Raw genomic sequence first — 13,385 nt, 5'->3', positions numbered from 1 at the left:
TCTGTCGGCCCGATGGTGTGCAATGGACGCGTGTCCGTGCTGGAAGAGCCCCTGAAGACGTCCGTCGGAGACCGGACCGCCAAGGCCATGGCGGAGCACCTGGATCTGCACACGGCCGGAGACCTGCTGCACCACTACCCCCGGCGGTACGCCGAGCGCGGGGAGCTGACGCGGCTGGCCGACCTGGAGATCGACGAGCACGTCACGGTCGTCGCGCAGGTGGAGAAGGCCGCCATGCTCGGTACGGGCCGGGGGCGCCGGCTGGAGGTGGTCATCACCGACGGCAGCGGCCGGCTCACCCTCGTCTTCTTCGGGCGCGGCGCGTACCACCCGCAGAAGGAGCTGCTGCCCGGCCGGCGCGCCCTCTTCGCCGGCAAGGTCACCGTCTTCAACCGCAAGCGCCAGCTCGCCCACCCCGACTACAAGCCGCTGTCCGGCAAGGACGGCGCGGGCGCCGACGCCGAGGCCGACGAGTGGGCGGGCAAGCTCCTCCCGCTCTACCCGGCGTGCCGGCAGCTCGCCTCCTGGCAGCTCCAGCAGGCCGTCGACACCGTGCTGGACGGGCTGGAGGCCACGGGCTGGGAGGGCGTCGCCGACCCGCTGCCCGCGGCGCTGCGGGCCGAGCGGGGGCTCGTACCGCTGCGCGAGGCGCTGCTGAAGGTGCACCGGCCGAAGACCAAGGCAGACCTGTGGGCGGCCCGGGACCGGCTGAAGTGGGACGAGGCGTTCGTCCTCCAGGTGGCCCTGGCCCGGCGGCGGCACGCCGACGGGCAGTTGCCCGCGGTGCCGCGGGTGGCGCCCGCCGGGGGGCTGCTCGCGGACTTCGACGCCCGGCTGCCGTTCACCCTCACCGAGGGCCAGCAGCGGGTCTCCGCCGACATCTTCGCCGACCTGGCCACCGACCACCCCATGCACCGGCTGCTCCAGGGCGAGGTGGGCTCCGGCAAGACGCTGGTGGCGCTGCGGGCGATGCTCGCCGTGGTGGACGCGGGCGGGCAGGCCGCGATGCTCGCCCCGACCGAGGTGCTGGCGCAGCAGCACCACCGCTCGATCACCGAGATGATGGGCGAGCTGGCCGAGGCCGGCCTTCTCGGTGGCGCCGAGCACGGCACGAAGGTCGAGCTGCTCACCGGCTCCTCCGGCGCCGCGGCCCGCCGCAAGGCGCTGCTCGACCTGGCCACGGGCGAGGCCGGGATCGTCGTCGGGACGCACGCGCTGATCGAGGACAAGGTGCACTTCCACGACCTGGGCCTGGTCGTGGTCGACGAGCAGCACCGCTTCGGCGTCGAGCAGCGGGACGCGCTGCGCGCGAAGGGCAACCGCGGGGACGACAAGCGCACGCCGCACCTGCTGGTCATGACCGCCACGCCCATCCCGCGTACGGTCGCCATGACGGTCTTCGGCGATCTGGAGACCTCCGTGCTCGACCAGCTCCCGGCCGGCCGCTCGCCGATCGCCAGTCACGTCGTGCCGGCGGCCGACAAGCCGCACTTCCTCTCCCGCGCCTGGGAGCGGGTGCGCGAGGAGGTCGAGGGCGGGCACCAGGCGTACGTCGTCTGCCCGCGCATCGGCGACTCCGCGGAGGAGACGGAGCCCACGGGCGGCAAGAGCGGCAAGGGGGCGAAGGGCGGGAAGGGCGCGAAGGAGGCGCCGTCGCCCGAGGACGAGGCGGAGAGGCGGCCGCCGCTGGCGGTCCTCGACGTCGCCGCGCAGCTCTCCGCCGCCCCCGGGGCGCCGCTGGCCGGGCTGAAGGTCGAGGTGCTGCACGGGCGGATGCAGCCGGACGCCAAGGACGACGTGATGCGCCGGTTCGCCGCCGGCGAGGTGGACGTGCTGGTCGCCACGACGGTCATCGAGGTCGGCGTCAACGTCCCCAACGCCACCGTCATGGTCATCATGGACGCCGACCGCTTCGGCGTCTCCCAGTTGCACCAGTTGCGCGGCCGGGTCGGCCGCGGCGCGGCCGCCGGGCTCTGCCTGCTGGTCACCGAGATGCCGGAGGGCACTCCCGCCAGGACCCGGCTGGACGCGGTCGCCGCCACGCAGGACGGCTTCCGGCTCTCCCGTATCGACCTGGAGCAGCGCCGCGAGGGCGACGTCCTGGGCCAGGCGCAGTCCGGGGCCCGCTCCAGCCTCAGGATGCTCACGGTCATCGACGACGAGGACGTCATCGCCGAGGCCCGGGACGCCGCCGCGGCGATCGTGGCCGAGGACCCCGAGCTGACCGCGTACCCGGAGCTGCGCGGCGCGCTGGCGAGCCTGCTGGACGACGAACGGGAGCAGTTCCTCGACAAGGGCTGACACGGGCCCCGCTGCGGGCTTGTGCGCGGGCGGGCGGCGCAAGTGGCGCGTGCCCCGCCGCCCGCGCGCCACCGGGCGGCACCGCGCCCGTCACCCCGGAGGCATATCGTGGGACGGACCGCGCCCGTGAGGACAAGGACAACCAGCAGCCATGACCCGCGTGATCGCCGGCACCGCCGGCGGGCGGCGCCTGGCCGTGCCGCCCGGCACCGGCACCCGGCCCACCTCCGACCGCGCCCGCGAGGGTCTCTTCTCCACCTGGCAGGCCCTCCTCGGCCCGCTCGCAGGACTGCGCGTCCTCGACCTGTACGGCGGCTCCGGCGCCGTCGGCCTGGAGGCGCTCTCCCGCGGCGCGGCGCACGCGCTGCTCGTCGAGGCCGACGCCCGCGCCGCCCGCGTCATCCGGCAGAACGTCCGCGCCCTGGGCCTGCCCGGCGCCGAGGTGCGCGCCGCCCGCGCCGAGCAGGTCGTCGCCGGGCCGCCGCCCCCCGACCCGTACGACGTGGTCTTCCTCGACCCGCCGTACGAGGTGGAGGACGCGGCCGTGGGCGAGATACTCGTCACACTCCGTGCCCACGACTGGCTGTCACCGGGCGCGCTCGCCACCGTGGAGCGCAGCACCCGAGGAGGCGAATTCCCCTGGCCCGACGGGTTCGAGGGGCTGCGGGCCAGGCGCTACGGCGAAGGCACGCTCTGGTACGGTCGCGCCGCCTCCCCGGCCCCATGACCGCCCGCCTCCGTCCCGCCCCCGACCCTGGACCGCCACCCACACCCTCATGACCCTCACGACCGGAACCGAGAGCGAGGAACCTCCGTTGCGCCGCGCCGTCTGTCCGGGGTCCTTCGACCCCATCACCAACGGGCATCTCGACATCATCGCCCGGGCCTCGAAGCTCTACGACGTCGTGCACGTCGCCGTGATGATCAACAAGTCGAAGAAAGGCATGTTCACCGTCGAGGAGCGGATGGACCTCATCCGCCAGTGCACGACGGAGTACGGCAACGTGGAGGTCGAGAGCTTCCACGGCCTCCTCGTGGACTACTGCAAGGAACGCGACATCCCCGCCATCGTCAAGGGGCTGCGCGCCGTCAGCGACTTCGACTACGAGCTGCAGATGGCCCAGATGAACAACGGCCTGTCGGGCGTGGAGACCCTCTTCGTCCCCACCAACCCGACCTACAGTTTCCTCTCCTCCAGCCTGGTCAAAGAGGTGGCCACCTGGGGCGGCGACGTATCCCACCTCGTACCCCCGGTTGTCAACCGGGCACTCGGCGAACGCCTCACCAAGTCCTAGCCGGGCGCCGTAGAGTCTTTCCCCATGGACGTGCAGAGAAAGCTCGACGAGATCGCGGAGGCCCTCCAGGGCGCGCGGTCCATGCCCATGTCGGCGTCGTGCGTGGTCAACCGCGCCGAGCTGCTCGGCATGCTGAACGAGGTGCGCGAGGCACTGCCCGGGTCGCTCGCCCAGGCGCAGCAGTTGCTCGGCGGGCGCGAGCAACTGGTCGAGGAGGCACGCCGCGAGGCCGAGCAGATCCTCGACGAGGCGCAGAACCGGCGCAACGCGCTGATCTCCGACACCGAGGTCGCCCGGCACGCCCAGGCCGAGGCCGACCGGATCCTGGGCGAGGCCCGCCAGGAGGCCGAGCAGATCAGCGCCGAGGCCGACGACTACGTCGACAGCAAGCTCGCCAACTTCGAGGTCGTCCTCACCAAGACCATCGGCTCCGTCGACCGCGGCAGGGACAAGCTGCTGGGCCGCGCCCCCGGGTACGACGACCCCCAGGGCTTCGAGGCGGGGCAGGACCCGGCGGGCGAGGCGCCCGAGCGCAGCGCCGACCCGCAGGAGCAGCGCAGGCGCGCCGATACGTACGTCGAGGCACAGTTCCAGGCGTTCCAGTCGGTGCTCACCAAGACCCTGGAGGCGGTCGGCCGCGGCCGGCAGAAACTCCAGGGCGCCCGGCCCACGGACCAGCTCGGCGAGACCTTCGGGCAGCCCGGCACCGGGCACACGGGCACGACGGACGAGAGCTACCTCGCGGAGCTGGCCGAGCTGGCCGACCCGCCTCCGGGCCCGGCGCACGCCCCCGGCGCTCCGAGGGACCCCGCGATCCCGCCGCCCCCCGCGCAGCAGCCCCCGCACGCCGCCCCGCAGCCGGCCGCCGCGTACTACGACGTCACCGCCGCGCAGGGCTACGGCCAGGCCGGCTACCCCCAGCCGGAGCAGCCGGACTACCCGCAGAGCTACGGCCAGGGCTACCCGCAGGGCTACGAGCAGCCGGAGCCCGGCTACGGCTGGGCGCAGCAGGCCGGGCAGCAGGAGCAGGCTCCGGCCGGCGCGTACCCGGACGCCGGGCAGCAGGTGCCGTACGGCCACAGTGACGCGCACCTGCCGCAGCAGGGCGGCTACACCCCGGCGCCCGCCGCGCTGGACGAGACGAGCCTCTTCGACACCAGCATGATCGACCTGGAGCAGCTCAGGCAGTACGACGACCGCGGCCGCTGAGCCGCCGGGGAGCACCCGCCGGGACCGGCCGCGGCCGGACGCCCGGATTGGGTCCTGGGCGGGGTCTCAAGTATTCTGGACCCTCGCCGTATCGCGCCGCGCCCGTCCCTGCCCGTCATGCGCAGGGTGCACGAAAGCAGGAAAGCCCTGAAAGCCCATCCGGACCACCGCGCCCCTCTCGTGTTCGACACACGGGAGCTGGGCCGTCGTCCCGGTACGCTCAAGCGGCTCTCCCGCACCGTGCCGGCGCCCAAGGACCTCGGCAACGAGGTGGTGGGCGTGCCGGAGGGCGACCCCGTCGAGCTGGAGCTGCGGCTCGAGTCGGTGATGGAGGGCGTGCTCGTCACGGGCACCGCCCGGGCACGGGCGACGGGCGAGTGCGTAAGGTGTCTGGAGCCGCTCGGGCAGGAGCTCCGAGTGGACATCCAGGAGTTGTACTCCTACCCGGAGACCGACGCCAGGGGCCGTGTGGCCCGGGGCGGCGGCTCCGGCGCGGACGCCGAGGAGGCGGACGCGGAGGAGGAGACGCTGTACCTCGAGGACGACATGTTCGACCTCGAACCGGAGCTGCGCGACGCGGTGGTGCTCGCACTGCCGCTGCAGCCGGTGTGCCGGGAGGACTGCCCGGGCCTCTGCCCCGACTGCGGGGCGCGGCTCGCGGACGACCCGGACCACCGGCACGACGTCGTCGACGCCCGGTGGGCGGCGTTGCAGGGACTCGCCGAGACCGTCTCGGACGGCGAGAAGAACGATACGAGCGGCGCTGACGACGGCGCCGGCGAGAAGCAGGAGAAGTAGCCGTGGCCGTTCCGAAGCGGAAGATGTCACGCAGCAACACGCGCCACCGCCGGTCGCAGTGGAAGGCTGCGGTCCCGCACCTGGTGGCATGCGAGCGCTGCCACGAGCCGAAGCAGCAGCACATCGCATGCCCGAACTGCGGCACGTACAACCGCCGCCAGGTCCTCGAGGTCTGAGCGACGGGGAGAAGGCTCATGTCAGATGCCACTACGCCGCGGAAGGCGCCGGCCGACACAGCCTCGTCCCCCAAGATCCTGGAAGGGCGGCTCGAGTACGAACTCGAGCCCGCCCTTCTGGTGCGCGCCCTCACCCACCGCTCGTTCGCGTACGAGAACGGCGGTCTGCCCACCAACGAGCGGCTCGAGTTCCTCGGGGACTCGGTGCTCGGCCTGGTGGTCACCGACACGCTGTTCCGGGGCCACCCCGACCTGCCCGAGGGCCAGTTGGCCAAGCTGCGGGCCGCGGTGGTCAACTCGCGTGCGCTCGCCGAGGTGAGCCGCGGGCTCGACCTGGGCGCGTTCATCCGGCTCGGCCGGGGCGAGGAGGGGACGGGCGGCCGGGACAAGGCGTCGATCCTCGCGGACACGCTGGAGGCCGTGATCGGCGCGGTCTACCTGGACAAGGGACTGGAGGCGGCGTCGGAGCTGGTGCACCGGCTCTTCGACCCGCTGATCGAGAAGTCCTCGAACCTCGGGGCGGGGCTGGACTGGAAGACGTCGCTGCAGGAGCTGACGGCCGCCAGGGGACTGGGCGTGCCGGAGTACCTGGTGAGCGAGACCGGCCCGGATCACGAGAAGACCTTCACGGCTGCCGCCCGCGTCGGTGGTGTCACGTACGGCACCGGCACCGGCCGCAGCAAGAAGGAAGCGGAACAGCAGGCGGCGGACACGGCCTGGCGCGCGATCAGCGCGACCGGGACGGACGGCGAGGCGGGCACGGGCGCGGTGGGGAGTAACGGCTCCGCGGCCGCGGCACCGGAGCCCGCGCCGTCCGGCGGGTCCGACGGCGCGTCCGCATCAGGCGGTACGCCCGCGTCCGACGGCGCGTCCGCGTCCGCCGGCACGTCCGCGTCGGCCGGTACGCCCGCGGACGTACCGGACTCCGCGGACGGTGACGCCGCCGCGGGGCCCGCCGGGGCGGCGCAGGCCGCCGACCGGTAGCGCGGCGATGCCGGAGCTGCCGGAGGTCGAGGTGGTGCGCCGCGGCCTGGCGAAGTGGGTCGCGGGCCGCACGGTCGGCTCCGTCGAGGTGCTGCACCCCAGGTCCGTACGCCGGCACCCCGCGGGCGCCGGTGACTTCGCCGCCCGGCTGACGGGGCACCCGCTGGGGGAGCCGCGGCGGCGCGGCAAGTACCTGTGGCTGCCGCTGGCCGACGGCCCCGAGTCGGTGCTCGCGCACCTGGGCATGAGCGGCCAGCTCCTGGTCCGGCCGGAGGCGGCGCCCGACGAGAAGCACCTGCGGATCCGGGTCCGCTTCGCGGACGAGACGGACACGGAGCTGCGCTTCGTCGACCAGCGCACGTTCGGCGGCCTCTCGCTGCACCCGAACGCGGCCGGGGGGCTGCCCGACGTCATCGCGCACATCGCCAGGGACCCGCTGGACCCGGAGTTCGACGACGCGGCGTTCCACGCGGCGCTGCGCCGCAGCCGGACCACGATCAAGCGGGCGCTGCTGAACCAGTCGCTGATCAGCGGCGTCGGCAACATCTACGCGGACGAGGCCCTGTGGCGCGCCCGCCTGCACTACGAGCGCCCCACCGCCGGCCTCACCCGCCCCCGCACCGCGGAACTCCTCGGGCACGTCCGCGCGGTGCTGAACGCCGCGCTCGACGTCGGCGGCACCAGCTTCGACAGCCTGTACGTCAACGTCAACGGCGAGTCCGGCTACTTCGCCCGCTCGCTCGACGCGTACGGCCGCGAGGACGAACCCTGCCGCCGCTGCGGCACCCCGATCCGCCGCCGCCCCTGGATGAACCGCTCCAGCTACTTCTGCCCCCGCTGCCAGCGCCCACCACGCCCCTGACCCGGCCGGACCACCCGCAACCCGCGCCTCAGAAGCCGAAGTTCTGCGTCCACCAGGGGCCGCCGTCGCCGAAGTGGGCGCCGACGCCCAGGGTGCGGAAGTCGCAGTTCAGTATGTTCGCGCGGTGGCCTTCGCTGTTCATCCAGGCGTCCATCACCGACTGCGCGTTGGCCTGGCCGCGGGCTATGTTCTCGCCGCCGAGGTCGGCTATGCCGTAGTCCTGCGCGCGCTCCCACGGGTCGTTGCCGTCGGGGTCGGTGTGGTCGAAGAAGCCGCGCTCCGCCATGTCCTGGCTGTAGTCGCCGGCCAGCTTCGCCAGCTCCGGGTCGTTCGTCAGCGGGCGGCAGCCCGCCTGCGCGCGCTCCTGGTTGACCAGCCGCAGCACCTCCGCCTCCGCGGCGGTGGCGGCGTCGGCGGTGGCGGTCGGCTTCGCCGAGGGGGTGGGCTCGGAGGTCCGCGTCTTCGTGGGGGAGGGCGAGCGCGACTCCGTGCGGGACGGGCTCGGGGACGTCGACGACGGTTCCGCGGATTCCCGCTTCTCACGCTCGGGCGCCGAGGTGGAGGGCGAAGCACTCTTCGACTCCTTGCCGTCCCGCGCGTCCTTGCCGCCGTTCCTCTTCGCCTCCGGCCTCCCGCTCTCCGGCCGCTCAGAACCGTCGCTCGCGGACGGCGACGCCTCCAGCGTCGGTAGCTCGGAGGAGCCCTGGGTGCTGGGGGACGGCGGATCACCCGCCTGGACGTGCCCGGCGGGACCGCCGCCGCCGCGGTCGAGGTCGAAGCCGCTGCCGAGGACCCCGGAGGCCATCGCCACCGCGCCCACGGCCAGCGCCGCCGAGGTACCGAGCATCCCGGCCCTGGCCGGGCTCTGCTTGCGGTGCTGCCCCCGCGACCGGCCGGCGCCGTGCGCCTCGCGGTCACCGTAGGAGTCGTACGAGTCGTACGCGGCGGGCGTGTGCCCGCGGTGGCCTGTCGGGGGCTGCGGCTCCGAGCGTCTGTGGCGGCCCATCCGGCTGACCCCTCACGTCCGACGACAACATCTCCTGCACACGTGCCACTCGCACACACGAGTGATATTGCTGTCGGCAGACTGTACGCCATGACCCCTACGCCGGACGTGCCCGCGGCCACATCGTCCGGATAACGTGCGTCACATGAGTACGGACGTCCGCATGACGGCATGGGTGCGCGGCGTGGTCCAGGGCGTCGGCTTCCGCTGGTTCACCCGCGCCCGCGCGCTGGAGATCGGCGGCCTCAGCGGCTTCGCCGCCAATCTCGCGGACGGCCGGGTCCAGATCGTCGCCGAGGGTCCGCGAGCGCAGTGTCAGGAGTTGCTGGAGTGGCTGCGGTCCGCCGACACGCCGGGCCGCGTGTCGGGTGTGACGGAGATCTGGGACGAGCCGCGCGGCGGATATCACTCATTTGCCATCCGCTGAGCACGCTCCGCCATAAGGGCTGGTCCGACAGGGATGACCAGCGGGTTGCCAACGGCTGCCGGGCGTGCAAAGCTCTCACACCAGACGGGTCCTGCCACCCCCCGCGGCCTGCAATTGCACGCGCTGCGCCCGATGCGGGGTGTGATCGTGTTGACCGTCAAACCATTTGGTGAGACGCTTGAAGCCCCGCGCACCCTTGCTGTTTGTGCCATGGGCAGACACGCGGGTGCGAATCCCTCACGACCCACACCGCTCGGTCGGTCACTCAATGTGGAGGACCTGCAATCATGGCAAAGGCGCTTCTCGGTTACGTCGGCGGTACTGACCCGCGACTCCTCGCCGAGATGCGACGGCTGCAGCAGCGTGTCCAGGACCTGGAGTCGGAACTCGTCCGCGTCCAGGCCGAGAACGACATGCTCGCCGCCGCCGCTGCTCACAACAGCGAGTCACTGCTCGACGTACCCCAGGCGGAGCCTGCGCTTACCTGACAATCATGCGAGAACCGTCAGGTCTGCACCTCAACCGCTTGAGATAACTGTCAAGGGACGCTTACGGGCGTCCCTTCGTCGTTCCTCCGTCTCTTACGGATCCCCCGGCAGGGAACCCGCCCCGGAGCCGGCACCCCGGGGGTGATGCTCCGTAATGGATGTGCCCCGGCGGTTACCCAGTGAAACCGGCTTGCGCGATAGAGTCTCCGGCACATGTTTCGTTGCCGGAGGAGAGCTCGCCAGTGCACTTGAAGGGCCTCACGCTCCGGGGGTTCAAATCCTTCGCCTCCGCCACCACCCTCCGCTTCGGGCCGGGCATCACCTGTGTCGTGGGCCCGAACGGCTCGGGAAAGTCCAACGTGGTGGACGCGCTGTCCTGGGTGATGGGGGAGCAGGGGGCGAAGTCCCTCAGGGGCGGCAAGATGGAGGACGTCATCTTCGCCGGGACCACCGGCCGGCCGCCCCTCGGCCGCGCCGAGGTCTCGCTGACGATCGACAACTCCGACGGCGCGCTGCCCATCGACTACTCCGAAGTGACCATCACCCGGACGATGTTCCGCAGCGGCGGCAGCGAATACCAGCTCAACGGCGACACCTGCCGCCTCCTCGACATCCAGGAACTGCTGTCGGACTCCGGCATCGGCCGCGAGATGCACGTCATCGTCGGCCAGGGCCAGCTCGACTCCGTTCTGCACGCCGACCCCTCGGGCCGCCGCGCCTTCATCGAGGAGGCGGCCGGCGTCCTCAAGCACCGCAAGCGCAAGGAGAAGGCGCTGCGCAAGCTGGACGCGATGCAGGCCAACCTCGCCCGCGTCCAGGATCTCGGCGACGAACTGCGCCGCCAGCTCAAGCCGCTGGGCCGGCAGGCCGCCGTCGCCCGCCGGGCCGCCGTCATCCAGGCCGACCTGCGCGACGCCCGGCTCCGGCTGCTCGCCGACGACCTCGTCACCCTCCGCGCGGCCCTCTCCGCCGAGATCGCCGACGAGGCGGCGCTGAAGGAGCGCAAGGAAGCCACCGAGGCCGAGCTGACCGCCGCCCGCGCGCGCGAATCGGCCCTGGAGGAGCAGGTACGGGCCCTCACCCCGCGGCTCACCGAGGCGCAGGGCGCCTGGCACGAACTCGGCCAGCTCGCCGAGCGGGTCCGCGGCACCGTCAGCCTCGCCGACGCCCGCGCCAAGCACGCCACCGCCGCCCCCGAGGACGAGCGCCGCGGCCGTGACCCGGAGGACCTGGAGCGCGAGGCGCAGCGCATCCGCCAGCAGGAGGCCGAGCTCGAAGCCGCCCTGGAGGCCGCCGAACGGGCGCTGGAGGACACCGTCGCCCACCGGGCCGAACTGGAGCGCGAACTCGCCGCGGAGGAGCGGCGGCTGAAGGACGCCGCCCGCGCCGTCGCCGACCGCCGCGAACGGCTCGCCCGGCTCAGCGGCAAGGTCACCGCCGCCCGCGGCCGCGCCGCCTCGGCGCAGGCCGAGATCGACCGGCTGGCCACCGCGCGCGACGAGGCGGAGGAGCGCGCCGCGGCCGCGCAGGAGGCGTACGAGACCCTGAAGGCCGAGGTCGACGGACTGGCCGGGGACGACAGCGAACTGGCCGCCGAGCAGGAGGCGGCGAAGAGCGCCCTCAAGGCGGCCGAGGCCGAGCTGACCGCCGCCCGCGACGAGACCGCCGAGGCCGAGCGCGCCCGCGCCGCCACCACCGCCCGCCGCGACGCGCTCGCCCTGGGCCTGCGCCGCAAGGACGGCACCGGCACCCTGCTCCAGGCCCGCGACAAGCTCTCCGGCGTGCTCGGCCCGGCCGCCGAACTGCTCACCGTCGCCCCCGGGTACGAGGTCGCCGTCGCCGCCGCGCTCGGCGCCGCCGCCGACGCCCTCGCCGTCTCGGGACCCGCCGCCGCGGCCGACGCGCTGCGGCTGCTGCGCAAGCACGACGCCGGGCGCGCCGCGTTGCTCCTCGGCGACGCCCCGTACGAGCCGCTGCCCGACGGCGAGCTCCCGCCCGGCGCCCGCCACCTCGCGGCCCTGGTCGCGGGCCCCGACCAACTGCTGCCCGCCGTGCGCCGGCTGCTGGCCCGTACGGTGTACGTCGCCACGCTGGAGGAGGCGGAGGACCTCGTCTCGCTCCGGCCCGAGCTCACCGCCGTCACCGCGGAAGGCGACCTCTTCGGCGGCCACTTCGCCCACGGCGGCTCCGCCGGCGCCCCCAGCCTGCTGGAGGTGCAGGCGTCCGTCGACGAGGCGGCGGCCGAGCTGACCGAGCTGGACGCCCGCTGCCTGCGGCTCCGCGACCGGCAGGAGGCGGCCGTCGCCCGGCGCGCCGAGTGCGCCGCGCTCGTCGAGGAGCTGGGCGGCCGGCGCAGCGCGGCGGACCGCGAGAAGTCCCGCGTCGCCGGCGAGCTGGGCCGGCTCGCCGGGCAGGCCCGCGCCGCCGCGGGCGAGGCCGAGCGCAGCGCCGCCGCGGCGGCCCGCGCGGAGGAGGCCCTGGCCCGCGCGGGGGCGGAGGCGGAGGAACTGGCGGCGCAGTTGGAGACCGCCGAGGAGGAGGCCGGCGCCGCCGAGGACGGCGACGACGGCTCCGACTCCGACACCTCCGTGCGCGACCGGCTCGCCGCCGACGGCGCCAACGCCCGGCAGACCGAGATGGAGGCCAGGCTCCAGGTCCGTACCCACGAGGAGCGCGTCAAGGGCCTCGCGGGCCGCGCCGACGGGCTCGACCGCGCCGCCCGCGCCGAGCGCGAGGCCCGCACCCGGGCCGAGCGCCGCCGCGCCCGGCTGCGGCACGAGGCGGCCGTCGCCACCGCGGTCGCCGCCGGTGCCCGGCAGCTCCTCGCGCACGTCGAGGTCTCCCTGGCCCGCGCCGAGGAGGAGCGCGCCGCCGCTGAGCGGGCCCGCGCGGAGCGTGAGCAGGAGCTGGGCCGGCAGCGCCGGCTCTCCCGCGAGCTGGCCGGCGAGCTGGACAAGCTCACGGACTCCGTCCACCGCGGCGAGGTGCTGGGCGCCGAGAAGCGGCTGCGCATCGAGCAGTTGGAGGGCCGGGCGCTGGAGGAGCTGGGCGTCGAGCCCGCCGACCTGGTGGCGGAGTACGGGCCCGACCAGCCCGTACCGCCGTCGCTGCCCGCCGAGGGTGAGGAACTGCCCGAGGATCCGGAACATCCGCGCAACCGGCCGCGGCCGTACGTGCGCGCCGAGCAGGAGAAGCGGCTGAAGGCCGCGGAGCGCGCGTACACCAAGCTGGGCAAGGTCAACCCGCTGGCGCTGGAGGAGTTCGCGGCGCTGGAGGAGCGGCACAAGTTCCTCACCGAACAGCTCGACGACCTCAAGCGCACCCGCGCCGACCTGCTCCAGGTGGTCAAGGAGGTCGACGAGCGCGTCGAGCAGGTCTTCACCGACGCCTTCCACGACACCGCCCGCGAGTTCGAGGGTGTCTTCTCCCGCCTCTTCCCCGGCGGTGAGGGCCGGCTGATCCTCACCGACCCGGACGACATGCTGAACACCGGCGTCGAGGTGGAGGCGCGGCCGCCGGGCAAGAAGGTCAAGCGGCTGTCGCTGCTGTCCGGCGGGGAGCGCTCGCTGACCGCGGTGGCGATGCTGGTGGCGATCTTCATGGCCAGGCCGAGCCCGTTCTACGTGATGGACGAGGTCGAGGCCGCGCTGGACGACACCAACCTGCAGCGGCTGGTGCGGCTCATGCAGGAGCTGCAGCGCACCTCGCAGCTCATCGTGATCACGCACCAGAAGCGCACGATGGAGGTCGCCGACGTCCTCTACGGCGTCTCGATGCAGGGCGACGGCGTCTCCAAGGTGATCAGTCAGCGGCTCAGCTGAGCCCTCCGCGCCGGCGTC

The 13,385-nt window shown here is 73.7% G+C and carries 12 protein-coding genes; 11 read left to right on the top strand and 1 reads right to left on the bottom strand.

Going from position 1 to position 13,385, the window contains the following annotated elements; genetic code table 11:
• The first annotated feature begins 30 nt into the window (after positions 1–30).
• The 8 genes from recG to mutM all read left to right on the top strand — a co-directional run bounded on the left by recG (position 31) and on the right by mutM (position 7,625).
• Positions 31–2,301 carry an ATP-dependent DNA helicase RecG gene (recG, locus tag FB457_RS26820; RefSeq protein ID WP_047018314.1) on the top strand — a complete coding sequence of 757 codons (2,271 nt, stop codon included), beginning with the start codon at positions 31–33 and terminating at the stop codon, positions 2,299–2,301.
• A gap of 151 nt (positions 2,302–2,452) precedes the next feature.
• Entirely contained in the window at positions 2,453–3,028 is a 576-nt protein-coding gene (gene rsmD / locus FB457_RS26815) for a 16S rRNA (guanine(966)-N(2))-methyltransferase RsmD (protein ID WP_047018315.1), read from the top strand.
• An 88-nt stretch (positions 3,029–3,116) separates the two neighbouring features.
• The gene (gene coaD, locus FB457_RS26810) at positions 3,117–3,596 is read left to right on the top strand and encodes a pantetheine-phosphate adenylyltransferase (protein WP_078898719.1); all 480 of its coding nucleotides are present in this window, start codon (positions 3,117–3,119) and stop codon (positions 3,594–3,596) included.
• Between the two features lie 24 nt (positions 3,597–3,620).
• Positions 3,621–4,805, top strand: coding sequence for a F0F1 ATP synthase subunit B (locus FB457_RS26805; protein ID WP_047018317.1), 1,185 nt, complete (start codon positions 3,621–3,623; stop codon positions 4,803–4,805).
• Positions 4,806–4,922: 117 nt separating this feature from the next.
• A complete protein-coding gene (locus FB457_RS26800) occupies positions 4,923–5,603 on the top strand; it encodes a YceD family protein (RefSeq protein ID WP_047018318.1) in 681 nt (226 codons plus the stop codon).
• Between the two features lie 2 nt (positions 5,604–5,605).
• Positions 5,606–5,779, top strand: coding sequence for a 50S ribosomal protein L32 (gene rpmF, locus FB457_RS26795; protein WP_018844671.1), 174 nt, complete (start codon positions 5,606–5,608; stop codon positions 5,777–5,779).
• 18 nt (positions 5,780–5,797) lie between these two features.
• A complete protein-coding gene (gene rnc, locus FB457_RS26790) occupies positions 5,798–6,763 on the top strand; it encodes a ribonuclease III (RefSeq protein WP_145783542.1) in 966 nt (321 codons plus the stop codon).
• A gap of 7 nt (positions 6,764–6,770) precedes the next feature.
• Positions 6,771–7,625: a bifunctional DNA-formamidopyrimidine glycosylase/DNA-(apurinic or apyrimidinic site) lyase gene (gene mutM / locus FB457_RS26785; RefSeq protein ID WP_047020414.1), complete on the top strand. Its 855-nt coding sequence runs from the start codon at positions 6,771–6,773 to the stop codon at positions 7,623–7,625.
• 28 nt (positions 7,626–7,653) lie between these two features.
• Here mutM and FB457_RS26780 read toward each other — a convergent pair whose 3' ends face one another.
• Positions 7,654–8,631 (bottom strand): CAP domain-containing protein, encoded by a 978-nt coding sequence (locus FB457_RS26780; RefSeq protein WP_145783540.1) that lies wholly within the window; start codon positions 8,629–8,631, stop codon positions 7,654–7,656.
• Between the two features lie 145 nt (positions 8,632–8,776).
• On the opposite strand from FB457_RS26780, the gene FB457_RS26775 reads away from it, so the two are divergent.
• The 3 genes from FB457_RS26775 to smc all read left to right on the top strand — a co-directional run bounded on the left by FB457_RS26775 (position 8,777) and on the right by smc (position 13,367).
• Positions 8,777–9,058: an acylphosphatase gene (locus FB457_RS26775; protein WP_047018320.1), complete on the top strand. Its 282-nt coding sequence runs from the start codon at positions 8,777–8,779 to the stop codon at positions 9,056–9,058.
• Between the two features lie 287 nt (positions 9,059–9,345).
• Positions 9,346–9,546, top strand: a complete 201-nt coding sequence (locus FB457_RS26770) for a hypothetical protein (RefSeq protein ID WP_047018321.1) — start codon at positions 9,346–9,348, stop codon at positions 9,544–9,546.
• A 242-nt stretch (positions 9,547–9,788) separates the two neighbouring features.
• On the top strand, positions 9,789–13,367 hold the full coding sequence (gene smc / locus FB457_RS26765; RefSeq protein ID WP_145783539.1) for a chromosome segregation protein SMC: 3,579 nt from the start codon (positions 9,789–9,791) through the stop codon (positions 13,365–13,367).
• Positions 13,368–13,385: the final 18 nt, after the last annotated feature.

The organism is Streptomyces sp. CNZ287, from assembly GCF_007827615.1.
This window is presented reverse-complemented; position numbering and strand designations above follow the sequence as displayed.